The organism is Nitrosovibrio sp. Nv17 (assembly GCF_900119085.1).
GTDB lineage: Bacteria > Pseudomonadota > Gammaproteobacteria > Burkholderiales > Nitrosomonadaceae > Nitrosospira.
In genome coordinates, this window is the sequence record NZ_FPIQ01000004.1 from 37902 (window position 1) to 60220 (window position 22319).

A 22319-nucleotide genomic window follows, 5' to 3' on the forward strand; every position below is an offset into this window, starting at 1 on the left:
GCGTTGCGTCCGGCGGCTTCCCAGTCCGACGTTCACCACTCCAGGCCCCGGTCGACCGGATAGGTGCGGGGATGCGTGTCCACGGCGACCTCGCGGATGGATTGTCCGCCGTAGCGTTCTCCGCCCGCGAGGCCGGTGACGCGCAGATGGGGCAGGGCCCGGTCCGCGGAAAGGGTGACCTGGCCGGTCGTGCGGTTCCAGATCGCGTGGATGACGGCTGACCGGGCGGCAAGGCTTTGCGCGGTGCGGTCTCCGATCAGGTAGTAGGGAAGGTTCCTGACGGGCAGCGTGAACAGCCGCTCGTACCGCACGAGCACGGCGTCGAGCCAGTCGAACTGGAGCGTATGCCCGCTCTCGTCGTAACGGGCGAGATTGGCCTGATGGAAGAAGTGCGGCCACCGGCTGAAGGTCAGCATGTGCCGCAGCCCCTTGTCGGCCTCGGCCTCGAGGATTTCCCGGTAGCTGCGGGGGACGCAGAGCGCGCCCGGTATTCGGCAGGGGTTTTGCCCCGCATCGACGAATCTGCCGTGGTAGGCATGGTTGTATTCATCCTCGAGCTGGGACGGATGGGTCACGTTGTAGAAGACGTTGGTCGGCCAGCGCGGCAGCATCAGCCGATCCTTCGGGCTGCGGTCGTCGTACCGGGCGATGTACTGTTCGACATCCTGGCTACGCTGGGATGCGTCGGCGGCGAGGTAGTCCACGCCCGCCCTCGCCGCGGCCTCCAGGAAGAGCGGATTGGCGCCGCCGGCATCGAAGGCGACGTCGTCGGCCTGGACGTCGGACATGTCCGCATGGGCGGCGGAAATGTCCGTACACCTGCGATCCCTCAAGCCGGAGTGGCTGCCGGTCACCAGCACGCGCCGGTTCGGCTCCCGTTCGGGCAGATCCAGTAGCGCCCAAATGACCCGGTTCCGGTTGATGTCCGCCTGCGCCGCTGCGACGCTGCTGAAGGTGGCGTAGTCGCACGGCGTCCCGGGAAAGGCCGGCGCCTTGTCCATGTCCGAGTGCGCGAAGGTATGGTTGATGAAGCGGAAGCTCGCCCTGTTGGCCACCACAGCGGATACCAGATCCTCCTTCAGGTTTGCTGCCAGCGGCATGGCCGCCGCGTCGACCACCGCTCCGGAGCCGTTGAAGGCGAAGTCCAGCTTGAAGTCGGCGACGAGCGGATGCGCGGCGCGGAAGGCGTTCTGTCGGTCGACCGCGTTGGCGATGTCGCCGCTGTTCAGGCGATAGGTGGTGGCGGGATTGTCCCGGTTCAGATCCACATCCCACAGGGTATTGCGACGGAACAGGTCGTCCAGGTGCACGGCCAGATGCACGTAGCGCGCCCCTAAGAAAACGCCTTGCGCCGCCCAGTTGATCAATTCGTAGGCCAGGACGCTCGAGTGGAGATGGGAGGAAGCATTGTCGATCGTGGAGATCATCACCTCGCGTACCGGTTTTTCCTGGTCCGGCATGACGTAGCGCACGACCGATACCAGCGCCGCGCCGTCCGGCGTTTTCAGCAGCACCTCGACCTGCGGCCGGGAACCGTCCCGCAGGCTGCCAGGGGGTTGCCGGGGATGGGCGGGATGGGCGGGACCCGCGATGGAAAGCGGGTAGGCCCGGTTCACATACTCGAAAACTTCATGGTCGTACGCGGCCGGGATCGTCCATTGCGCCTCGAGGCCGTTCCTGCTGGCGGCGTGGGCCAGACCGTAGTCCAGGTAGACGCCGTGCGGGGGAGCAGGGTCGGAATAGGTGACGGCCCGGCCTGCGAGGACCGCGGCACGCACACCGAAGTCCTTCTGGTAGCGGTGCAGGGCGTCCCATTCCGCCGGCGTGAACTCGGGAACCAGCCCCGCCTGCGTCAGGATGACGCCATTGTAGCGGCCCGTGCAGCCCGCATCCTCCGCCTGGCAGCCATCCCCCGTCGGGAGTGACGCCAGTGTCGCCGGTGCCAGATCCTGCCTGCGGGCATCCAGGATGTCGTAGGGGATGCCGATCACGTCGAGGACGGGCCGGATGTAGGCGAGTCCTGCATCCTCCCCCTCCGTTCCCGTCGCGATGACCAGCATCCTGAGCCTGACGGCGTCGTCCGCCCACGCGGGGAACGCGATCGCAATCGCGATCAGGGCCAGCCATGCCGACAGTGCTGCCAAGCGGCAGCTTTTCGTAACCAGGTTCCATCTCATGGAAAATCTCCTTGTGCTGGCGCAGGCTCGGCCTGCCGCGCTGCGTGGCCTCGTTTCCGAGGATCGTCCCGGGTGGTTTGACGCCGGCCAGCGTATCGCGTTCCGCATATTTTCCACGAGATGGGCATCCCCGGATACGGGCTTGCCGGCCCGCCGGTCTCGAGACGGACCAGCGCATGGCACGGCATGCCGAAGGATGGGGATGGCTCGCGGCTGGCGGCGCCAAGCCTTGCAGCGCTCGCGAAGGAGGAACCGCCGCGCGGCTCAGAAGTCCACGCTGGCGCTCAGCAGGAAGGTGCGGGGCATGCCCGCCACGAGGTAGCCTTGTCCCGGATAGCCTCCCACGGATGCCCAGTAGCCGTGGTTGGTGATGTTGTCGATGCGCCCGCGTACCGTGACCAGGCGTCCCGCTACCTCGGCGAGGTAGCGCAGGCCGAGGTCAAAGCGGGTCCATCCCGCGATCTTGACCGGATCCGTGTCGTTGATATACGAATATCGCGGGCCGGTGTGTACGACACGCCCGTCCAGGATCAGCCCGTCCACGAAGGGGATGTTCCAGTCAGCGCTCATGCTGGCCTGGAAGTTGGGCACACCGATCACGCGCATGCCATCCAGGCGGGCGTTGCCGGTGGCCTGCTGCCTTGCGTCCAGCCAGGTCGCGCCTCCCAGCACGCGCAGACCGCGCACCGGTTCCCCGAACACGCCCAATTCGACCCCGCGATGACGGTCCTGCCCGGCGGCGACGAAGGTCGAGCTCGCGTCGATCACGCCACGCGGCTTGCTGGTGGTGAACAGTGCCAGCGTCGCCCCAAGCCTGCCGCCGTCGAACTTGACGCCCACCTCGGTCTGCTTGGAGACGTACGGGGCCAGCATCCTGCCGTTGTTGGTCGCCGTCACGGGCGCCTGCTCGCCCCGGCTCAGGCCCTCCACGTAATTGCCGTAGAGGGAGATCTGCCGGGTGAGCTTGTAGACCGCCGCGATGGTCGGGCTGACGTGGTCGCGGTCGTAGACGGGTGCCCGAATACCCGTGTTGTATTCGAAGTCCTCCATGCGCAGGGTCTGGTAGCGCAGGCCGAAAGTCAGCAGCAGCCTGTCCTGCATCACCGAGAGCGTGTCGGCGGCTGCGAAGCTCATCAGGCGCACCCGCGCGTTCAACGCCGGCGCGGCGAGGTTGTTGCCCGTGAATGCGGTGCCGCTGAACGCGGGCCGGTTCCAGGACACGGGTGCGTAGAGATTGGTGGGTAGCGGATTGAAGAAGTCCCAGGCGTAGGCGTTCCTGCGCTCGTCCTTGAAATAGGCACCGGACAGGACCCAGCGGTGATTGACCGGGCCGAGGTCGAAGTTGCCGCGCAGGCCCAGTTCGCTCGTATCGATGTAATCCTTGCGGGCGTTGTCGAAGCGCGCGGCCCCGCCGTCCCCACTTGCGCCGTCGGTCAAGGTGAAGTTGGCCAGTGAGTTGTTCTCCGTCGAGCGGCGCAGGCCGTATGCGCCCCACGCGGTGATACGGGAGGTGATGTCGAATTCGCCGCGCAGGGTGCCGAACAGGTCGCGCTCGTTGGAGTAGGACCACGGCTGTGCGTAGTTGGTGGTAGGGTGGGGCAGCCGCGGTACGGAGGTCAGGCTGTTGTCGAGCATCACGTTGGTGCGCGTGCGCTTCAGCCGGTTGTCTTGCCAGCCGGCGTCCAGCGACAGGCGCAGCCTGTGGCTGCGCCAGTCCAGTCCCACGGCGGCCAGTCCCAGGCCCACATCCTCGTGGTCCACCGACGTGCCGCCGCCGCGATAGGCGCCGTTGAAGCGGATGCCCAGGTTCCGATCGGGTCCGAAGCGGCGGGCGACGTCGACCGCCACATGATGGTGCAGGCCGCTACCCACGTTCGCCGTCAGGCGGGTGAGGGCTTCGTTCGGCGCACGCTTGGGCAGCAGGTTGATCGCGCCGCCGATGCCCCCGCCGCCCGGGTTGGCGCCGATGAGAAAGGCCGAGGCCCCGCGCAGCACCTCCACGCGCTCGAACAGTTCTGTGGCGATGTACTGGCGTGGCAGCACGCTGAACAACCCGTTGAAGCCCAGGTCGTCGGAACCCAGCGTGAAGCCGCGGATGAAGTAGGATTCCTGGAAGTTGCCGAAACCGCGCGCCACCCGCACGCTGGGGTCGCTCTGCAGGACTTCGCCGACGCTGCGCGCCTGTCTGTCCTGGATGAATTCATTGGTGTAGCTGGTGATGGAAAAGGGGGTATCCATGTTGTCGTTCGTGCCCAGTATCCCCGCCCGTCCGCCGCGCGCCACCTGGCCGCCCGCGTAGGCGGGCGAAAGGCCCTGGGCGGAGGCATCGGCACTCGCATTGACGGTGATGGCGGGAAGTTCCACCGCTGCCATGCCGACCTCGGGTGCCTCTGAGCCGGAGGCGGGTCGAAGATCGGTTGGGGGCGTGGTGGCCTTCCCCGGCGGGACTTCCCCGGGGCTGACGGATTGGGCTTGGGCGGCGTGAGTCGCGGCGGCGAGTGCGACGGCTAGGAGTAGTGGAGGGAATCGGTTCGATGGCATAGGATGTCGGACGGCGATGAAGGCCGTATCAATAATCGGTGGTCGGGAAAAGGTGGCGGGACGTCGCCCGATGCATGGCGGATCCATCCGCGCGGAGATTATAGCCGGCTTGTAAAATGAATGATAAGCATTTTCGTTTGCGTTGAGCAGATACCGAGTCGCCGTTGCCGCACACCCGTGCGCGGAATACCCCGCCGTCATGCCGCCTGCGGTTTCCGCGTGAAATGAGACTGTGCTATCCTATGCAGGTCCGGTATGAGCCTGCCGCTGGAGCGGCCGGGAATGGCCATGAATTCTGCATGTGTGGCGATCTATGCCGCCTGCCTGCTGGTTTCGCTGTCATTCATGCACGCTGCATGGGCAGCGGTGGATTGCGCTACCTTGCCGCGCTGGGTCAGGATGGAGAATGGCGTGCGGCTGAATCAGGCGCACGTTTTCTGTGGCGAGGAATCGGAAGGTCGCGCGAAGGGCCTGCATGCGCGTCCCGGGGGGAAGAACCCGGCGACGGTGCGGGATTTCACGATCCAGGATTTTCCCGATTCCACGGGAATCTACAGCGGGCGATGGTCCCACGTGCGCAGCCCCGGGCGCGGGAAGTTTTCCTCCATGTTTCCGGACGACTGCTCGGTGGAACAGATCCTCAAGTCCGTCGCCCATGCCTCGTCGCATCCCGAGCGCAGTTGTCCGCCGGGCGCCCCCGGATGGATCCGGTGCGGCAGGAACCGCCCCGCCGATCCCGCGGCGGGCGGGCTGGCGAACTACTGCAGCCGCGACGGGACGTTTTTTCTGATCGGCTTCTCCGAGCCCTGGAACGGCAGGATCAACACCGCATTCCCCATCCGCCCATGAATGCTTCCCCCATTGCGAACTTCACCTGGCCGGGACGGTTGCACGGCGATCCGGCACACGACCTGATCGTCGCCTATCTCGTCGTCGACATCCAGAAGAATCTCCAGTGGGCTGAGGAGCTGCTGCGCAAGACACGGGCGGTGGGAGCGGGGGAGGCACCCTTCTGGGAGAGGATGGGGAACGCCTACTGGCTGCGCCTGTACCCCGACCATGCCGAGATCGAGGAAGACTATGCCGCAGAACCCGGCAGTGCCACCACGGTTCCCCTTGGCGAGTTCGAGGCGGCTGTTGTAGCATGGCGGGCATTCCTGGCGCTGCGTGGGTGAAATCCATCCGGGGCGGATGATCCGTTCCGGGAGCGTTGACCACCAGGCGATTATTCGGGATACTTCCAGCGTTCCGCGAGGCATCGATCTGCGCGCCTCGCCCCGTTCCCTCATTCCGATGCCTTGTTCCTCATGAAGAGCGTACTTGCGGCGCTGTCCATTCTCTGCCTGGGAGGATGCGCCCTGCTCGCCGATCGGGAATCCGCCGTGGCGAACGACGGCCGCAGGGTATACTCCATCACCGGCCTGTACGACGGCGAATCGGGGTCGAGGGAGCAGGCCCTGTACGCCCTGGACATCGATGCGCGCAACCTGTGCGGAGCGGAGTACACGCGCTTGTCCGAGGAGGCGCGCCCGATCATGAATCCCAGCGGAAGCGTGGTCTCTTCGCGCCTCGTCTGGGAGATCAGGTGCCATCCCCGGCCCGCACCGGACGCGCCCTGACCGCCATGCCGATCCTGTGGCGCCATCCATCGCGGTTCCTGTGCGTGTGCCTGCTGCCCCTGCTCTACGGATGCGTGTCGCCGGTGGCGCTGCATCGCGCGGTGAGCGCCTACGACGATGCCATCACCAGTGCCGTTTCCCGGCAGCTGCTGACGAACATCGCCCGTGCCCACCATCACCAGCCGATCCATTTCACCGGCGTCTCGAACGTGGCGGCCACCTTCGATTTCCGCTTCAGTGCCGGCGCCACGCCTGCGCTCGGAGGGCTGGCCGGGCAGGTATTGATGCCGATATTCGGCGGCAGCGTGGCGGAGAATCCCACGATCAGCATCGTTCCGATCGAAGGCGAGGAGTTCACCAGGCGGCTGCTGACCCCGTTCCAGCAGGGCAAGCTCATGCTGCTGTTGCGCCAGCGCTTCGATATCGATCTGCTGCTGCGGCTGATGGCACAGGAAGTCCTCGTGCAGGAGCTCGGATCGGTGGCGACGTACCGCAACAGGCCTTCTGATGCGGTGGGTTACGAGATGTTTCGCAAGGTGGTGCTGCACCTGTCGGCGATCCAGGATCAGAACCGCCTGTACGCCGAGCCGCTGAACCTGGAGCACAGCTGGGTCCTGCCTGCGGCGTCGGTGTCCGCCGAGGGGTTCCAGGCCCTGGAGAAGGAGTTCTCTGTACGCTACGACCGCCAGGATGACGCCTTCACGCTCCATCGCAAGAGGCAGGGACCCATTCTGATCACCAATTATGATCCTGGCATGCTATCCGGCACCGAGCGCGCGCAACTGGCGGAAGAGGCCAAGGGTTGGGATGTCCATGACGTCGCATTCGACATCCGTCCCGATGGAGCGGGCGGAGAGTGGCCCATGCGCGGCGTGTTCCGCCTGAGAAGCTTTCACGCGATCATCAGTTTCCTCGGCCGCTCGCTGGGAGATGAACCGGAGTATGCCGTGGGAAAGGATCCGCGTACCCCGCCCGTCATCGACGACGAGAATCCTGCCGCCACCATGGAATTCGTCGTGGAGGACGCCGTGCCGCCGGATGCCGACCTGTCGATCCGCTCGCACGGCCGATACTACGCGTTGCATGCGCGGGGAGCGCATGCCCGCTGGAACCGCGACGCGTTCCAGATGCTGTACCTGTTGTTCCAGATGACCGTGACCGATTTGCCGCGTACGGGCGTACCGAGCATCACCATCGCCAAGTAGGCCGGGCGCGCCTCAATGCCCTTCGCTGATCAATGCCTCCGGAGGCAGCGCCGCCTGTCGGATCTCGACCGTCTTGCGGCGGCTTCTCGCCCCATGCCGGAGCGTGACCCGATGCCGCGACACGCCGAACGCCTCGGCGAGAAACGCCAGCAGGGCGGCGTTGGCCGCGCCGTCCACCGCGGGTGCGGCAAGCCTGATCTTGAGTGCGTCGCCGTGCAATCCGGCGACCTCGGTACGCCTCGCGCCGGGCTGCACGTGCAGGGTGAGCGTATACCGCTGTCCGGCGTCGTCGCTGCGGTACCAGGATGGCATGGGCGGGGTGCCGGGCATGAAAGGCTGTAGGGGCTGCGGCAGGGCAGGGTTCCCGGGCGTCAGAACAGCATGGAGACCTGGCGGTTCGCGCTTGCCACCATGAACAGCAGCAACTGGATGATCACCAGCACGAACAGGGGGGACAGGTCGACGTTGGCGATGGGCGGAACGTACCGGCGGACGACTCCCAGGAAGGGTCTCGTGAAGCTGTCGAGTATCGGAGCGAAGGGGGTATGGGGGTTGACCCACGAAAGCAGCGCCTGCGCGATCACCGCCACCAGGATGATGTACAGCGTCGTGCGGATGATGGCCAGTATACCCAGCAGGCCCAGCCCCGCGACGGCGATGCCGGGACTCGACGCGAACGCGTATCCCTGCAGCATGAGCATGCTGGCCAGCAGGATGCACTGGGTCAGCCATGCCAGTACCAGGGTGGACAGGTCCATGCCACCGTAGCCGGGGATGATGCGGCGTGCCGGCCGCACCATGAAGTCGGTGAGCGCTGCCAGAAACTGCGACAGCGGGTTGCGGTAGGGCGCACGCACCAGCTGCATGTAGAATCGCAGCAGCAGCGCGAGGGAAAACAGGCCCAGCAGGGTATCGAGCAGGAATGCCAGCATCTGGTTGAGCACGCGTATCTCCGGAATCGCTACGGTTCGCCCAGCTGGTCGCCCAGTTCGCGCGATCGCAGGCTGGCCGCACGGGCCGCGTGCAGGATCGCCTCCCTGACCTTGCCGTCATCCAGCGCCTGGATCGCCCGTTCCGTGGTTCCCCCTCGCGAGGTGACGCGGGCGCGCAGCGTAGCGGCGTCGTCGCCGCCATGGCTTGCCAGCCTGGCGGCCCCCAGGAAGGTGTCCAGCGTCAGCTGCCGCGCCTGATCCGCATCGAGGCCCAGCGTCTGTCCTGCTGCCTGCAGGGCCTCCATGAAATAGAAGACGTAGGCCGGGCCGCTGCCCGAGACGGCGGTGACCGCATCCAGCAGCTCCTCGCTCTGGCACCACAGCACCGAGCCCACCGCACCCAGTATGGTTTCGGCGGCGTGTCTTTGCTCCGCGTCGACCCCCGCCAGCGCATACAGGCCGGTGACCCCCGCCTGCACCAGCGCAGGTGTGTTCGGCATGGCCCGCACCACCCGTTCGTAGCCGCCCAGCCAGCGGCCGATATCCATGGCGCGGATGCCGGCCGCGATGGAAACCACCAGGTGGCGCTCGAGCAGGGGTGCCAGTGCGCGCGCCACGGGGGCAAGCTGCTGCGGCTTGACCGCCAGCAGGACCACGTCGCTGCCGGCGACGCCCTCCGCAAGTTCCGCCGTCGACGCGACGCCGAGTTCCGTCCGTATCCTTTCACGTCGGCCGGCGTCGATCTCCACCACCCGTATCCGTCCAGGCGAATAGCCCTGCCGCAGCAATCCGCCGATCAGGGCGAACGACATGTTGCCGCCGCCGATGAATGCAATGTTCATGGATGTTCCATCAGCCGATCCGTATCGGGTCAAGTATACCGCCTGACTCCCGGGGGCAACAACCGCCGGGCCAGGAAGTTCCTGCGGGAATATGGCATCGTTTCTTCCTCCATGGGCTATCGCTGGCAGTGCGGGCAGTAGAAGCTGGAGCGCTGCCCCTGGCGGATGTGGCGGATGGCGGTGCCGCACCTGCGGCAGGGCTGGCCTCCGCGCCGGTATACCCAGTAGCATTGCTGGAAGTAGCCGGGATTGCCGGTGCTGTCGACGAAATCGCGCAGCGTGCTGCCGCCCGCCGCAATCGACAGGCTGAGCGTTTCCTTGATGGCCTCCACCAATTTTCCGTACCGGCGCAGGCCGATGCGCCCCGCGGACACGGTGGGATCGATCCCCGCGGCGAAGAGAGCCTCGCTTGCGTAGATGTTGCCCACGCCCACCACGACCTGGCTGTTCATCAGTATCTGCTTGATGCTGGCAGTGCGCCCCCGTGTCTTTTCGTACAGCAGGCGGCCGGTGAACGTCGCGGCCAGGGGCTCGGGGCCGAGCCGGGCCAGCAGCGCATGGCGCATGACGTCTCCGGTCGACCACAGCATCGCGCCGAAGCGGCGCGGATCATGGAAGCGCAGGATGGCGCCGGTGGCCAGCACCAGGTCGACATGGTCGTGTTTCCGCGGCGGCAGGGCGGCGTGCAGCACCCGCAGGCTGCCGGACATGCCCAGGTGCAGGATCAGCGTGCCGCGGCCGCAGTCCAGCAGCAGATACTTCCCCCGCCGGGACACGGTGCGGATGGTGGCGCCTTCGAGGGTGCGCGCCAGATCTTCCGGCAGCGGCCAGCGCAGGCCGGGAGTACGCAGCACGACGCTCGCGACGCGGCATCCTTCCAGATATGGAGCGATGCCGCGGCGGGTGACTTCGACTTCGGGCAGTTCGGGCAAGGGCGGCGTGTTTCGCGGGATTCGGGTCTCACCTTCTACCACGCAGCCAGCCGATGATCAATCCGCTCATCAGCAGACCCAGCGGCAGGATGGCGAGAAGCGTTGCCGAGATGACGGCGAGCGTGGGCTCGTCGAACGCCAGGCCGGCGTCGAGCACGCTGCGCAGCTGGATGGTCATGAGATCCTCGTCCTCGGTGAGCCAGTTGACGAGATTGATGCCGAAGTCCAGGTTGCCGCCGTAGCCCAGGTAGGTGTTGGTGAGGAAGTGCCCGCTGCCGACGACGGCGACGCGCTGCTCCCGATCCTGCAGGATGCGGGTCAGGGCGACGGCGACGTTCACGGGACCCGGCACGTCGTAGGCTGCGTCGAAGGCCATGGCGGCATCGGCGTCGCCGGTTTCCACCCAGCCCTGGTGTGCCGCCTCGACCAGCGGCACGCTGCGCCAGGTTTCGTTCTCGTCGACGATCACCTGGCGGGCGAAGGGGAACATGGTGGTATCGCCGAAATCCCGCGTGACCGGATGCCGGCCATAACCGATACCCAGCGCGACCGTCATGGGGAGCTTCAGGTCCCGTGCCCGGGGGTCGGCCACCACGCCCGGCATGAGTGTCAGTTCCAGTTTCTCGGCGAGCGGCTGCAGGCCGTGCAGCGGGCCCGCGTCCACCAGCCACAGCAGGTTGCCGCCCGCGTCGAGGTAGGCCAGCAGCCTGTCGACTTCCCCTTCCCGCAATTCGATGCGGGGCGACGCGATGACGAGCAGATCGAAACCGGCCGGCGTACCGGCGGTGGCGGCGAGGTTGAAGGTCTCGACCGTGTATCCCCTCGCTGCCAGCCGGCTGCCGAACGCACCCATGTCGTGACCCGCCATGCCGTCCGGCCTGCGCTCGCCGTGGCCGCCGAGCAGGGCGACCACCCGTTCGCCGGGGCGTGCCAGGCGCATCAGCAGATGGGTGAGCGCCGGCTCGTTGAACTGGTCCAGGCGCTCGTGGCGATCCCTGAAAGAGACCACCATTTCCACCGGGGCCTGGATGCCCGCCTTGCGGGCGTGGTCGGGATGCTCTGCGGGATCGACGAACGTGACGTTGAAATCGGGCTTGGCACGCTGGTAGCGCGCCAGGAATTCGCGGACGATGCGGCGTACGTCCCTTGCCTGCGCATCCTGCGGCGCAGCATAGACGACCGCTTCCAGAGGGCCGTGCATGTTCTCCAGCACCGTCACGCTGGCCTGGCTCAGGCTATTGCGCCCGTTCTGGCTGATATCCCACTGGGTGCGGGTCTCGCGTGCGAGATAGCCCAGCGATGCCGCCACCAAGATCGCCAGCAGCGCCAGCATCCCGTGCCGCAGCGCGCGGCCGGCGCCGTCATGCAATCCTTCGCCGCCCAGGCGGTGAGACGACAGCGTCAGAAAAACCACGACGAACAACGTGAGGTAGGCCAGGCTGAAGCTGTCGATCAGGCCGCGATTGAAATGCTCGTAGTGCGCCAACAGGGAGAGGTCGCGAGCGAGGCCGAGATTGCCGCTTTCTCCCGGCGTGTCGAGCATCCACAATATCAGCAGGAGTCCCAGCGTGGCCGCCGCCGCGGTCGCCGGGCGGGTGCCGAGGCAGGAAAGATAGAGCCCGAGGGAGGCAAAGCAGGCGGCGACCAGGAACAGCCCGGCCGCATTGCCCAGCACCAGGCCGAGGTCCAGTCTTCCGCCCGCCAGGAGGCAAGCCGGGAGCGCGGTCGCCAGCACGATCATTACGCACAGGAACGTCATCAGGCCGAGGAATTTTCCCAGCACGATATCCCTCGCCGCCACGGGCGCCGACACCAGCAGGGCCAGGGTGCGGTTGTGCCGCTCTCCGGCGATGAGGCGCGCGCTCATGAGGGGTGTGGCCATGAGCAGCATCACCGCGGCCATGGCGAACACCGGCGCGACGATCGCTTCCGTCGCGCCCGGCGCGTTGGCGATCATCGCCAGCTGCGGCTGGATGTGCAGGAAGGAATCGAGGCGTGCCAGGAAGCTCCACGCCAATACCCAGTGAACCAGTGCAAGCAGTATCCAGGCGAGCGGCGAGCCGAACAGACTCACCAGTTCCTTGCGGGCGATGAGCTGGATCATGAGAGGGCCGCGGGCTCATCCGCCGCGTCTTCGGTATCGCCCCCACCTGTGGTGGCCTGCATGAACAGCGCTTCCAGGCTCAGTCCCCGCCGGCGAAGGCCGGCCAGGGTATCCTGGTGTACCATGCTTCCCCGATGCATGATCTGCACGCGGTCGCAGACGCTTTCCACTTCCGCCAGCAGGTGGGTCGAGAGGATGACGCCGTGGCGCGTGCCCAGTTCGCGGATGAGCGCGCGCATCGTCCGTATCTGGGCGGGATCCAGGCCGACCGTGGGTTCGTCGAGTACGATCACGTCCGGTTCGTGCAGGATCGCCTGGGCAATGCCCAGGCGCTGCCGGTAGCCTTGCGACAGGGCCCCGATCAGGCGTCTGCCGGTGCCTTCCAGGCCGCATTTCCGCATGACCCTGTCGAGTGCCGCGGGAATGGCCGCGGCCGGGACGCGGCGCAGACCGGCCGCGAACCGCAGGTACTCGCCGACCGCCAGTTCCGGATAGAGCGGTGGCACGTCAGGGAGGTAACCGAGGTGCGCCTTGGCTTCGAGCGGCCTGTCCCGCAGATCGATGCCGCAGATCTCGACGCTGCCCGAACCGGGCGCGAGATTGCCGGTGAGCATGCGCATCAGCGTGGTCTTGCCGGCACCGTTGGGGCCCAGGAGCCCGAGGACTTCCCCCTGCGCGAGCACCAGGCTGACACCGCGCACGGCGCTGCATGCGCCGAAGTCGCGCACGAGATTCGTGGCGAGCAGGGCTGGCGTCCTCGTCATCGGAAGATCCGGAACTTTGAATCGGCCCGATTGCCATAAGTCATGGTGATCCCGCTGTCTTCATCGGTCGGCGCGCACGCGCGAGAAGCGTAAAATGTACCCAGCAGTCCGACAGCCTGCTAGTATGTGGGCTTGTATCCCGGCCCGCCTGGTTCCATGCTTCCTATCGCCATATTTTTTTCGAATCCCATTCTCCATGAATTTTAGAACGCCCGGCAGATTCCTGCCGCTGCTCTTTCTTGCCGCCTGTGCGCAGATGCCGGGGAAATCCGCCGTGGTGGCGGGCAAGCCGGCGCCACGGGCCAGCGCGGGCGTGACCAGCCTGCCCAACCGGGATCTGACCCCGCCCCTGCTGTTCGACTTCCTGCTGGGGGAGACGGCGCTGCAGCGAGGCGACCAGGATGTCGCCACGCGCACCTACCTGAAGCTGGCGCAGGAAACCCGCGATCCGCGCGTGGCCCAGCGCGCTACCGAAATCGCGCTGCATTCGCGGTTGGCCGCCCCCGCCTTCGAGGCCGCGAAACTGTGGACGGAGCTCGATCCGGATTCGGTGCCTGCCCGCCAGGCCATCGCGGCGCTGCTGGTGAATACCGGCAGGCTGGACGAGGCGCGTCCGTATCTTGAACAACTGCTGGCTTCCGAAGGCACCAAGGTCGACGAAGCCTTCATGCAGCTGAACAATCTGCTGGGGCGCAACCCGAACAAGTATGCGGTATTCGAGCTGGTGCGCCAGCTTGCCCAGCCTTACGAGGCTCTGCCGGAGGCGCACTTCGCCCTGTCCCAGGCCGCCTGGTTCGCCAGCGATTTCGATACCGCGCTGAGCGAGATGAAGCAGGCGCTCGCGTTGCGTCCGGAGTGGGAGGCGGCCGCGATCTACCAGGGCAGGATCCTGGCGCGCACTTCCCATGTCGATGCGATGGATTTCTACAAGAGCTATCTGGACAGCTATCCCCGCGCCAACGATACGCGCCTCACCTATGCGCGCCTGCTGCTGATGGAAAAGAAATATGGGGAAGCCCGCGAGCAATTCGAAAGGCTGCTGGCCGAAAACCCGGGCAATGCCGAGGTGGCCCTGGCGGTGGGCCTGCTGTCCATGGAATTGCGCGAATACGACATCGCCGAATCGAATTTCAAGAAGGCGCTGGAGCTGGAATACAAGGATCCGGGGCTGATACGCTTTCATATCGGCGGCATTTACGAAAAGACGCAGCGCTTCGACGAGGCGATGGAGTGGTACCGTTCCGTCACGGACGGGACGCAGTACATCCCGGCGCAGGTACGGTACGCCATGCTGCTGACGAAGCAGGGCAGGATGGAAGAGGCGCGCGAGCACCTGCACAAACTCCCCGTCGCGACCGAGCAGCAGCGTGCCCAGCTGATCATCGCCGAGGCACAGCTCCTGCGGGAGACGGGCGCCCACCGGAAGGTGTACGAGCTGCTGAGCAATGGCCTTAAACAGCTGCCGGATCATGTCGATCTGCTCTACGACCGGGCGCTGGCGGCGGAGAAGATCGGCAAGCCCGACATCATGGAAAAGGATCTGCGCAAGCTCATCCAGCTGAAGCCCGATCACGCCCATGCCTACAATGCCCTGGGCTATGGCCTGGTCGAGCGCAACGACCGCCTCCCGGAAGCGCTGGAGCTGATAGAAAAAGCCGTCACGCTGTCTCCCAACGATCCGTACATCATGGACAGCCTGGGCTGGGCGCACTACCGCATGGGCAATCTCAACCAGGGGCTCAGCTACCTGAGGCAGGCCTTCGGCATGAATCCCGATCCCGAGATCGCCGCGCACCTGGGCGAGGTGCTCTGGGTGCAGGGGATAGAGGATGAAGCCAGGGAGGTCTGGAAAAACTCGCTCGAGAACAATCCCGGCAATGAAACCCTGATCGGCACCATGAAGAAATTCATGAAGTAGGCGCGGATGACGGACATTGCCGGCATCGTGCCGGTTCCGCCCGCATCCCGCCGGATCTCCTCGTGGCTGGGGCTGATCGCGTGCGCGGGGATGCTCTCTGCCGCCTGCACCGGGCCGGCGCACAGGCAGGCCGCCGTCAGCACCGTCGTCATCGAGCCGGTGGCGGGTGCCTCGGCGCCGGATCCGAACGTCTTCAGGCTGGCGGGGCGGGCGTCGGTGGACAGCGAGGATGGGGATTTCTCCGGCGGTGTCCAGTGGCACCACGCCGGCGCGGGCGACGAAATCCTGCTGCTTTCGCCGCTGGGGCAGGCCGTGGCGCGGATACGGCAGGATAGCGCGGGAGTGTCGCTGACGACCGCGTCGGACGAGACCTTCCATGCGCCCGATGCGGAAACCCTGACACAGGAGGTGCTGGGCTGGCGCCTGCCGCTGGCGGGCCTGCTGTACTGGGTGCAGGGCGTGCACGCGCCGGTGTCGGCGGCAGAGGTGGACAGCGATGCGCAGGGCACCGTCGTGGCCATCCGTCAGGATGGATGGGAAATCGACTACATGCGCTATTTTCCTGCCGCTGAGGCACAGGACGGGAAGGCGCGGCTGTCTTCCGCCCGCCCGAAGCTGCTGGTGCTCAGGCGCCCCGGTCTGCGGATGAAGCTGGTCATAGATAGCTGGGACGCGGGCGAGCGATGAGCCGCGCGCGCAAGACCGAACTCGCCTGCCTCGCGCCCGCCAAGCTCAACCTGTTCCTGCACGTGGTCGGGCGCAGGGCGGACGGCTACCATCTCCTGCAGACGGTATTCCGTTTCGTGGATTTTTGCGATCGTCTCACCTTGACCCTGCGGGAGGATGGCCTCATCAGGCTCGTGGTACCGACACCGGGCGTGCCGGCGGAGCAGGATTTGTGCGTGCGTGCCGCGAGGCGGCTGCAGGCGGCGAGCAGCACCGCGCTGGGGGCGGACATCGCACTGGAAAAACGCATCCCGATGGGAGGCGGGCTGGGGGGCGGCAGCTCCGATGCCGCGGCGACGCTGCTGGGGCTGAATCGCCTGTGGGGCACACGCTGGAGCCGGCATCGCCTGCAGGCGCTGGGGCTCGAGCTGGGCGCGGACGTTCCGGTATTCATCTTCGGCGAGAACGCCTTCGCCGAAGGGGTGGGCGAGGAGCTCTCGCCCATCCGGCTGGAACCCGCATGGTACCTGATTCTGACGCCCCCCGTGCACGTGTCGACGCCGCGGGTGTTCGCCAGTAAGGAATTGACACGAAACACGATTCCCATCAAAATACCGCCCTTTTCGGTCGAGCATGGACGCAACGACCTGGAGCCGGTGGTGTGCAGCGAATATCCGGAGGTTGCGCGGCATCTGGAGTGGCTCGGGCGATTCGGGAAGCACGCCCGGAAAGTGGCGATGACGGGGTCGGGCGCTTGTGTATTCGCAGAGTTTTCGACGGAATCCGCGGCACGGGCGGCATGGGCGCAGATTCCGGCGGACATGACGGGTTTCGTGGCGCGAGGGCTGGAACGTCATCCCATGCACGCTTTTTTGGAGTAGCAGACTTGGGGAGTCGCCAAGTGGTAAGGCACCGGATTTTGATTCCGGCATTCGTAGGTTCGATCCCTACCTCCCCAGCCAGGTTTCGGCAGCCCCGGGCGCGAGCCATGCGGGGGCTGCCGGGAGCCCTCTGACGGTCATCCTATCCCATGTCCTACGACAGCCTGATGGTCTTCACCGGCAACGCCAATCCCAAGCTGGCGCAGGAGGTGGTGCGGCATCTCAACATCCACGTGGGGCGCGCCACGGTGGGCCGCTTCAGCGACGGCGAGGTGATGGTGGAGATCCTCGAGAATGTCCGTGGCAAGGACGTGTTCGTGCTGCAATCCACCTGCATGCCCACCAATGACACGCTGATGGAACTGCTGGTGCTGGTGGATGCGCTGAAGCGGGCTTCCGCCAGCCGCATCACCGCGGCGATTCCCTACTTCGGCTATGCCCGCCAGGACCGGCGGCCGCGTTCGGTGCGGGTGCCCATCACCGCCAAGGTGGTGGCGAACATGCTGACCACGGTCGGCATCGATCGCCTGCTGACCATGGATCTGCACTCGGACCAGATCCAGGGATTCTTCGACATCCCCGTGGACAACATCTACAGCATGCCGATCCTGCTGGGGGATTTGTGGAAGAGCGACTACCGGGACCTGGTGGTGGTATCGCCCGACGTGGGGGGCGTGGTGCGCGCCCGGCAGATGGCGAAGCGCCTCGAATGCGACCTGGCGATCATCGACAAGCGCCGCCCGAAGTTCAACGTCGCCAAGGTGATGAACATCATCGGCGAAGTGGAGGGACGCACCTGCGTCATCATGGACGACATGGTGGATACCGCCAACACCCTGTGCGAGGCGGCCCGCGCGCTGAAGGAAGAGGGCGCGGAAAGCGTGCTGGCCTACTGTACGCACGCGGTACTCTCCGGCAAGGCGGTGGAACGCATCGCCGGTTCCGCGCTCGACAAGCTGGTGGTGACCGACACCATTCCGCTGCGCGAAGACGCCCGGGGCTGCGATCGCATCCACCAGCTGAGCGTGGCGAGCCTGCTGGCGGAAACGATGCTGAGAATCAGCAACGAGGACTCGGTGAGTTCGCTGTTCATGGAGTAGGGTTTTTAACCGGAGCCGTCTGGTCGCGGAGGCTCCTCATCCTGGAGAAAAAAGATGCAACTGGAAATCAGCGTCAGCAAGCGTACGCTGCAGGGCAAGGGTGCGAGCCGCCGCCTGCGCGTGGCCGGCAAGGTGCCGGGCGTCATATACGGCGGGGAGGGTCCGGCCCAGTCCATCGAACTGGATCACAACGCCCTGTTCCACAAACTCAAGCTGGATGCGTTCCATGCCTCCATCCTTTCCCTGAGCCTGGATGGCGAAAGGGAGCAGGTGCTGCTGCGCGACATCCAGATGCATCCGTTCAAGCAGCAGGTGCTGCACGTCGACTTCCAGCGCATCGACCGCAACAAGAAGATACACGTGAAGGTTCCCCTGCACTTCATCAACGGCGACATCGCGCCGGGCGTGAAGCTGTCGGGGGGCATCGTCAGCCATGTCCTCACCGAGCTCGACGTCTCGTGTCTGCCCAAGGACCTGCCCGAGTCGATCACCGTCGATCTCTCCGAACTCGTGGCCGGCAGCACGGTGCACCTGAGCGCTCTCCAGTTGCCCGAGGGCGTGGAGATTCCCAGCCTGGCCAAGGGTGAGGACCTGCCGGTCGCCACCATCGTCATCCCGCGCGGCGTCGCCGCCGAGGACGCCGCCGAGGCGGCTGCCGCGGAGGCCCAGTCGGCTGCGGCGGCGCAGAAGAAGGAAGCCGGCGCAAAGGACGACAAGAAGGATTCCGGGAAGAAATAATCCCGGCAGTCTTCCAAGCGGCCCGCTGGCGCAGCGCGCTTCCGGCGGGCCTTTTCATTGGTTCATCGTGGAATAGCGTGGAGCGAATCAGTGGATGAGTGGAGCGCAGCGCAACCCATCACATCCTGGAGAACGGGGCTGCGATGGGTTGCATTTCATTTGGCCCATCCTGTCTGGTTTGTGGATCTCACGACCAGGAGTACGCCTTCCTGACAATCCGTGCCGCTTTTCCCGGCAATCTTCGATGAATCTTTTTATTACCCATATGCCCATTGCGGCATCGCATCCTCGATGAAACTCGTCGTCGGCCTCGGCAATCCGGGCAGGGAGTACGCCGCCACCCGTCACAATGCCGGCGCCTGGTGGGTGGCGCGTCTGGCGGAGCGACTGCGGGTTACGTTGAACGCCGAGGCGAAGTTCCATGGCCTGTGTGCGCGCGTGAGCCAGAATGACGCAGAGGTGTGGCTGCTCAATCCGCAGACCTACATGAACGCCAGCGGCAAGGCCGTGGCGGCACTGTGCCGCTTCTACAGGATCGACCCCGACGAGGTGCTGGTGGTGCACGACGAGCTGGATCTGCCGCCCGGTGCTGCGAAGCTGAAGCTGGGCGGCGGGCTGGGTGGGCATAATGGCCTGAAGGACATCGCCGCCCGGCTCGGCACGCAGGACTTCTGGCGCCTGCGCATCGGCATCGGCCACCCGGGGGATCGGGACGCCGTGGTGGGCTACGTACTGCAGCCGCCGCACAAGGACGAGGGGGCGCTCATCGACGAGGCGATCGGCCGCAGCCTGGAGACCTGGCCGCTCCTCGCGCAGGGCGACTGCCAGGCGGCCATGCTGAAGCTGCATACCAGGATATAACGGACAACCACGGGCGGAGAGACATCATGAGCCTCAAGTGTGGAATCGTCGGCCTGCCCAACGTGGGCAAGTCCACCCTGTTCAACGCTCTGACCAAGGCGGGCATCTCGGCCGAGAACTATCCCTTCTGCACCATCGAGCCGAACGTCGGCATCGTGGAGGTGCCCGACCCGCGCCTTGCCGCGCTCAGCGCCATCGTCAACCCCCAGAAGGTGCAGCCCGCCATCGTCGAGTTCGTGGACATCGCCGGCCTGGTCGCGGGCGCCTCCAGGGGAGAAGGGCTGGGCAACCAGTTCCTCGCCAACATCCGCGAGACCGATGGCATCGTCAACATGGTGCGCTGCTTCATCGACGACAACGTCGTCCACGTGGGCGGCCGGGTGGATCCCGTTTCCGACATCGAGACCATCCAGACCGAACTCGCCTTGGCCGACCTTGCGACGGTGGAGAAGGCCCTGCAGCGCGAGACCAAGCTCGCCCGGTCGGGCAGCAAGGAAGCCATCCGGCTCGTGGCGCTGCTGGAGGCGGTGCATGCCCACCTCGACCAGGGCCGGCCCGCCAGGAGCCTGGGGCTGGATGCGGAGCAGCGGCAGCTGCTGAAGCCGCTGTGCCTGCTCACCGCCAAGCCGGCCATCTACGTGGCCAACGTCGACGAGCAGGGGTTCGCCGACAACCCGCTGCTGGCACAGGTCGAGGCGTACGCCGCGCGGGAGGGCGCGCCGGTGGTGCCCATCTGCGCCGCCCTGGAGGCGGAGATCGCGGACATGCCGGACGAGGACAAGCAGGTCTTCCTGGCCGACATGGGCCTGACCGAGCCGGGGCTGAACCGGCTGATCCGCGCCGCCTACGAACTGCTGGGGCTGCAGACCTACTTCACCGCCGGGGTGAAGGAAGTGCGCGCCTGGACCATCTCCCGCGGCGACACCGCCCCCCGCGCCGCCGCGGCGATCCACACCGATTTCGAGAAGGGCTTCATCCGCGCCGAGGTCATCGCCTACGACGACTTCATCGCCTGCGAGGGCGAGCAGCGTGCCAAGGAGGCCGGGAAGATGCGGCTGGAAGGCAAGGAGTACGTGGTCAGGGACGGCGATGTGATGCACTTCCGGTTCAACGTCTGATCGCGTTTCTTTCCTCAAGGTCGTGCGTCCTACGCTGGATCGTGGGAAGAGGGTAGGCAAGCGATGCCAATGAGGTATTTTCCACGACAATACCCCATTCAAGAGCTATGATTGCCCCATTTAGACAGCCTGGATTTACACTTCCATGCGCTCGCTCACAGCCGAGTACCTTGCCGCACTTCGCTTCGATGACACCCGGGTTGCCACGCTGCGTTCGCTGGGCGAGTACCATGGCAAGCAGCAGCTCTCCACCACGCAATCACCCGAAGCCCTCAAGGGCCAGCGTCAGGTCGCGGTGGTTGAGTCCACCGAGTTGTCCAACCGGCTGGAAGGCATTGCCGTTGCGCCATCGCGGTTGAAGTCCCTGGTCATCTGCAACGCAACGCTCAAGAGTCGCCCGGGGCAGAAAATTGCAGGTTACCGCGATGCCTTGGCGCGATGAACCTGTGGGTGGGAGGATTGGGCCATGAGTCAGACAAAAAAAATCATCATCATCGCCGGCCCCAACGGCGCAGGGAAGACGACGTTTGCGCGTTCCTTCCTGCCGACTGAGGCCAAACTTCCTCGTTTCATCAATGCCGATTTGATTGCTGCAGGCTTGTCGCCGTTCGCGCCAGAAGTGGCTGCCATCAAGGCGGGGCGGCTGATGCTCGAAGAAATCGCGGAAAGCGTTCAACGCGGGGAGAGCTTTGCGCTGGAAACCACGCTGTCCGGTCTGGGATATCTACGGCATATCCGGCGTTGGCAGATGCAAGGCTACGCCGTCAGCCTGTTCTTTCTGGCGCTGCCCGATGTCGACATGGCCATCGCGCGGGTTGCCGAACGTGTCCGCCAGGGTGGCCACGATATTCCAGAGGCAGTCATTCGGCGTCGTTTTTCGGCAGGCCGGAAGAATTTCGAACAGCATTATCGCGATGCAGTGAATGACTGGAGTCTGTATGACAACGCTGGCGGTACCCCGGTGCTGCTGGAATGGGGAGAACGAGCATGAGCCAGACCGCAACACCCAAAGACATTTCTCAAGCCAAAAACCCCGATATGCGGGCATCGCTGGCCGCTATGCAGCGCGCCGCGGAATCGGCGAAACAAATTGCCATCCAGACCAATACCGCCATTGTGGTGGTGAGGGATGGCGTGCGGATGCGCATCACCGCCGAGCAGTTGCGTCGCGAGCATGACGAGCAGCCCGATACGCCATGATCCAGCCTATGCCGCGTTCCGAGCATAACTCACACAACCGCGTGGCTCGCCTGCTCATCACTCCGGTAGCTGATAGCGGCCTGGGATATGAACACCTGGGTAATTGGAGCAAGCGCGAACATAAACGCGCCATCGAAGTCGATCTGCTGCGCGTGGTTATTCAATTGACCCACTAAAAACCTGCTCAGGTATTATTCGATGAGGAAGTACCATGAGCATGACGGAAGAGATCACGCGGTGAACGGCCAAGCGCAAGAGTGCGTTGGTTCTGGACATCATTCAGGGCGGGACGACAGTGGCCGAGGCTAACCGTTCCCACGATCTTTCGCCTTCGTTCGGTTACCGGACCGTGGTCCACTTGTTAGGATTCAACAAGAACACGGTGCAGCGCATCGTCCAGCTCGCAGAGCTGATGCCAGGGGCAGCACGACGCCAAGCCCTGGCTCGACTACTTCTGGGGTGCCTTGCTGCGGGCCTATCGTGAGTTCGAGGAGCGTATCGGCACCACCATCGAGCGCGGTCGAGGCAGCAAGGATGACCGGGTGTGTGCGGAAGTCCTGGGATGCACCCTGCCGTTCTCTATTTTGGAAATCGAGGAATCCTGCCCGGGCGTGAGCCGGGACATGGATGATGCGGTTGGTGCTGCGGGCGATGAAACCAGAGGATTTGATTGAATCAACGAGCAAGGAGCGAAATGGAAGCACATCACAGCAGGTACCTT

At 65.4% G+C, this 22319-nt stretch carries 24 protein-coding genes and 1 tRNA gene; 17 read left to right on the forward strand and 8 right to left on the reverse strand.

Going from position 1 to position 22319, the window contains the following annotated elements; genetic code table 11:
• Positions 1-32: 32 nt before the first annotated feature.
• Positions 33-2177: an Agd3-related carbohydrate deacetylase gene (locus BT108_RS03605; protein WP_072293192.1), complete on the reverse strand. Its 2145-nt coding sequence runs from the start codon at positions 2175-2177 to the stop codon at positions 33-35.
• 264 nt (positions 2178-2441) lie between these two features.
• Entirely contained in the window at positions 2442-4550 is a 2109-nt protein-coding gene (locus tag BT108_RS03610; RefSeq protein ID WP_218184805.1) for a TonB-dependent receptor, read from the reverse strand.
• Between the two features lie 456 nt (positions 4551-5006).
• On the opposite strand from BT108_RS03610, the gene BT108_RS03615 reads away from it, so the two are divergent.
• The 4 genes from BT108_RS03615 to BT108_RS03630 all read left to right on the forward strand — a co-directional run bounded on the left by BT108_RS03615 (position 5007) and on the right by BT108_RS03630 (position 7542).
• Positions 5007-5567, forward strand: a complete 561-nt coding sequence (locus BT108_RS03615) for an EndoU domain-containing protein (RefSeq protein ID WP_177257247.1) — start codon at positions 5007-5009, stop codon at positions 5565-5567.
• Positions 5564-5893 carry a hypothetical protein gene (locus tag BT108_RS03620; protein ID WP_072293195.1) on the forward strand — a complete coding sequence of 110 codons (330 nt, stop codon included), beginning with the start codon at positions 5564-5566 and terminating at the stop codon, positions 5891-5893. The genes BT108_RS03615 and BT108_RS03620 overlap by 4 nt, the downstream gene beginning before the upstream one ends.
• Before the next feature lie 132 nt (positions 5894-6025).
• The gene (locus BT108_RS03625) at positions 6026-6337 is read left to right on the forward strand and encodes a hypothetical protein (RefSeq protein WP_072293196.1); all 312 of its coding nucleotides are present in this window, start codon (positions 6026-6028) and stop codon (positions 6335-6337) included.
• 5 nt (positions 6338-6342) lie between these two features.
• The gene (locus tag BT108_RS03630) at positions 6343-7542 is read left to right on the forward strand and encodes a hypothetical protein (protein WP_072293281.1); all 1200 of its coding nucleotides are present in this window, start codon (positions 6343-6345) and stop codon (positions 7540-7542) included.
• 12 nt (positions 7543-7554) lie between these two features.
• Here BT108_RS03630 and BT108_RS03635 read toward each other — a convergent pair whose 3' ends face one another.
• The 6 genes from BT108_RS03635 to BT108_RS03665 all read right to left on the reverse strand — a co-directional run bounded on the left by BT108_RS03635 (position 7555) and on the right by BT108_RS03665 (position 13116).
• A complete protein-coding gene (locus BT108_RS03635) occupies positions 7555-7854 on the reverse strand; it encodes a DUF167 domain-containing protein (RefSeq protein WP_072293282.1) in 300 nt (99 codons plus the stop codon).
• Positions 7855-7913: 59 nt separating this feature from the next.
• The gene (locus tag BT108_RS03640; RefSeq protein WP_072293197.1) at positions 7914-8486 is read right to left on the reverse strand and encodes a YggT family protein; all 573 of its coding nucleotides are present in this window, start codon (positions 8484-8486) and stop codon (positions 7914-7916) included.
• Positions 8487-8503: 17 nt separating this feature from the next.
• Positions 8504-9316: a pyrroline-5-carboxylate reductase gene (proC, locus tag BT108_RS03645; RefSeq protein WP_072293198.1), complete on the reverse strand. Its 813-nt coding sequence runs from the start codon at positions 9314-9316 to the stop codon at positions 8504-8506.
• A gap of 116 nt (positions 9317-9432) precedes the next feature.
• A complete protein-coding gene (gene mutM / locus BT108_RS03650) occupies positions 9433-10248 on the reverse strand; it encodes a bifunctional DNA-formamidopyrimidine glycosylase/DNA-(apurinic or apyrimidinic site) lyase (protein WP_072293199.1) in 816 nt (271 codons plus the stop codon).
• Positions 10249-10276: 28 nt separating this feature from the next.
• Entirely contained in the window at positions 10277-12352 is a 2076-nt protein-coding gene (locus tag BT108_RS14090) for a DUF4350 domain-containing protein (RefSeq protein WP_255369597.1), read from the reverse strand.
• Positions 12349-13116, reverse strand: coding sequence for an ABC transporter ATP-binding protein (locus BT108_RS03665; protein WP_072293200.1), 768 nt, complete (start codon positions 13114-13116; stop codon positions 12349-12351). Before BT108_RS03665 ends, BT108_RS14090 begins: the two co-directional genes overlap by 4 nt.
• Positions 13117-13312: 196 nt before the next feature.
• On the opposite strand from BT108_RS03665, the gene BT108_RS03670 reads away from it, so the two are divergent.
• From BT108_RS03670 to BT108_RS03735, 13 genes are all read left to right on the forward strand, one after another.
• A complete protein-coding gene (locus BT108_RS03670) occupies positions 13313-15034 on the forward strand; it encodes a tetratricopeptide repeat protein (RefSeq protein ID WP_072293201.1) in 1722 nt (573 codons plus the stop codon).
• Positions 15035-15040: 6 nt separating this feature from the next.
• Positions 15041-15721 (forward strand): lipoprotein insertase outer membrane protein LolB, encoded by a 681-nt coding sequence (gene lolB, locus BT108_RS03675; RefSeq protein WP_072293202.1) that lies wholly within the window; start codon positions 15041-15043, stop codon positions 15719-15721.
• On the forward strand, positions 15718-16581 hold the full coding sequence (gene ispE / locus BT108_RS03680; RefSeq protein WP_072293203.1) for a 4-(cytidine 5'-diphospho)-2-C-methyl-D-erythritol kinase: 864 nt from the start codon (positions 15718-15720) through the stop codon (positions 16579-16581). Before lolB ends, ispE begins: the two co-directional genes overlap by 4 nt.
• Positions 16582-16587: 6 nt before the next feature.
• A tRNA-Gln gene (locus BT108_RS03685) sits at positions 16588-16662 on the forward strand.
• Between the two features lie 68 nt (positions 16663-16730).
• Positions 16731-17681, forward strand: coding sequence for a ribose-phosphate pyrophosphokinase (locus BT108_RS03690; protein ID WP_072293204.1), 951 nt, complete (start codon positions 16731-16733; stop codon positions 17679-17681).
• Between the two features lie 54 nt (positions 17682-17735).
• The gene (locus BT108_RS03695; protein ID WP_072293205.1) at positions 17736-18419 is read left to right on the forward strand and encodes a 50S ribosomal protein L25/general stress protein Ctc; all 684 of its coding nucleotides are present in this window, start codon (positions 17736-17738) and stop codon (positions 18417-18419) included.
• Between the two features lie 279 nt (positions 18420-18698).
• Positions 18699-19280 carry an aminoacyl-tRNA hydrolase gene (gene pth / locus BT108_RS03700; RefSeq protein ID WP_143142389.1) on the forward strand — a complete coding sequence of 194 codons (582 nt, stop codon included), beginning with the start codon at positions 18699-18701 and terminating at the stop codon, positions 19278-19280.
• A gap of 26 nt (positions 19281-19306) precedes the next feature.
• Positions 19307-20398 (forward strand): redox-regulated ATPase YchF, encoded by a 1092-nt coding sequence (ychF, locus tag BT108_RS03705; protein WP_072293206.1) that lies wholly within the window; start codon positions 19307-19309, stop codon positions 20396-20398.
• Between the two features lie 145 nt (positions 20399-20543).
• Complete coding sequence (locus BT108_RS03710) at positions 20544-20840, forward strand: hypothetical protein (protein ID WP_255369598.1); 297 nt, start codon at positions 20544-20546, stop codon at positions 20838-20840.
• 24 nt (positions 20841-20864) lie between these two features.
• Positions 20865-21389 (forward strand): zeta toxin family protein, encoded by a 525-nt coding sequence (locus BT108_RS03715; protein ID WP_072293207.1) that lies wholly within the window; start codon positions 20865-20867, stop codon positions 21387-21389.
• The gene (locus BT108_RS03720) at positions 21386-21598 is read left to right on the forward strand and encodes a hypothetical protein (RefSeq protein WP_072293208.1); all 213 of its coding nucleotides are present in this window, start codon (positions 21386-21388) and stop codon (positions 21596-21598) included. Before BT108_RS03715 ends, BT108_RS03720 begins: the two co-directional genes overlap by 4 nt.
• Entirely contained in the window at positions 21595-21774 is a 180-nt protein-coding gene (locus BT108_RS03725; protein WP_072293209.1) for a hypothetical protein, read from the forward strand. The genes BT108_RS03720 and BT108_RS03725 overlap by 4 nt, the downstream gene beginning before the upstream one ends.
• Positions 21775-22062: 288 nt before the next feature.
• Entirely contained in the window at positions 22063-22272 is a 210-nt protein-coding gene (locus BT108_RS03735) for a hypothetical protein (protein ID WP_255369599.1), read from the forward strand.
• Positions 22273-22319: the final 47 nt, after the last annotated feature.

What these genes read in the sequence shown, in the direction of transcription:
- BT108_RS03725 (WP_072293209.1), top strand. Translation starts at nt 21,595, where the DNA reads ATGATCCAGCCTATGCCGCGTTCCGAGCATAACTCACACAACCGCGTG.
- BT108_RS03605 (WP_072293192.1), bottom strand. Translation starts at nt 2,177, where the DNA reads ATGAGATGGAACCTGGTTACGAAAAGCTGCCGCTTGGCAGCACTGTCG.
- BT108_RS03720 (WP_072293208.1), top strand. Translation starts at nt 21,386, where the DNA reads ATGAGCCAGACCGCAACACCCAAAGACATTTCTCAAGCCAAAAACCCC.
- BT108_RS03625 (WP_072293196.1), top strand. Translation starts at nt 6,026, where the DNA reads ATGAAGAGCGTACTTGCGGCGCTGTCCATTCTCTGCCTGGGAGGATGC.
- lolB (WP_072293202.1), top strand. Translation starts at nt 15,041, where the DNA reads ATGACGGACATTGCCGGCATCGTGCCGGTTCCGCCCGCATCCCGCCGG.
- BT108_RS03695 (WP_072293205.1), top strand. Translation starts at nt 17,736, where the DNA reads ATGCAACTGGAAATCAGCGTCAGCAAGCGTACGCTGCAGGGCAAGGGT.
- BT108_RS03610 (WP_218184805.1), bottom strand. Translation starts at nt 4,550, where the DNA reads ATGGCAGCGGTGGAACTTCCCGCCATCACCGTCAATGCGAGTGCCGAT.
- BT108_RS03670 (WP_072293201.1), top strand. Translation starts at nt 13,313, where the DNA reads ATGAATTTTAGAACGCCCGGCAGATTCCTGCCGCTGCTCTTTCTTGCC.
- ychF (WP_072293206.1), top strand. Translation starts at nt 19,307, where the DNA reads ATGAGCCTCAAGTGTGGAATCGTCGGCCTGCCCAACGTGGGCAAGTCC.
- BT108_RS03620 (WP_072293195.1), top strand. Translation starts at nt 5,564, where the DNA reads ATGAATGCTTCCCCCATTGCGAACTTCACCTGGCCGGGACGGTTGCAC.
- ispE (WP_072293203.1), top strand. Translation starts at nt 15,718, where the DNA reads ATGAGCCGCGCGCGCAAGACCGAACTCGCCTGCCTCGCGCCCGCCAAG.
- BT108_RS03690 (WP_072293204.1), top strand. Translation starts at nt 16,731, where the DNA reads ATGTCCTACGACAGCCTGATGGTCTTCACCGGCAACGCCAATCCCAAG.
- BT108_RS14090 (WP_255369597.1), bottom strand. Translation starts at nt 12,352, where the DNA reads ATGATCCAGCTCATCGCCCGCAAGGAACTGGTGAGTCTGTTCGGCTCG.
- proC (WP_072293198.1), bottom strand. Translation starts at nt 9,316, where the DNA reads ATGAACATTGCATTCATCGGCGGCGGCAACATGTCGTTCGCCCTGATC.
- BT108_RS03615 (WP_177257247.1), top strand. Translation starts at nt 5,007, where the DNA reads ATGAATTCTGCATGTGTGGCGATCTATGCCGCCTGCCTGCTGGTTTCG.
- BT108_RS03665 (WP_072293200.1), bottom strand. Translation starts at nt 13,116, where the DNA reads ATGACGAGGACGCCAGCCCTGCTCGCCACGAATCTCGTGCGCGACTTC.
- BT108_RS03630 (WP_072293281.1), top strand. Translation starts at nt 6,343, where the DNA reads ATGCCGATCCTGTGGCGCCATCCATCGCGGTTCCTGTGCGTGTGCCTG.
- BT108_RS03635 (WP_072293282.1), bottom strand. Translation starts at nt 7,854, where the DNA reads ATGCCATCCTGGTACCGCAGCGACGACGCCGGACAGCGGTATACGCTC.
- BT108_RS03710 (WP_255369598.1), top strand. Translation starts at nt 20,544, where the DNA reads ATGCGCTCGCTCACAGCCGAGTACCTTGCCGCACTTCGCTTCGATGAC.
- BT108_RS03715 (WP_072293207.1), top strand. Translation starts at nt 20,865, where the DNA reads ATGAGTCAGACAAAAAAAATCATCATCATCGCCGGCCCCAACGGCGCA.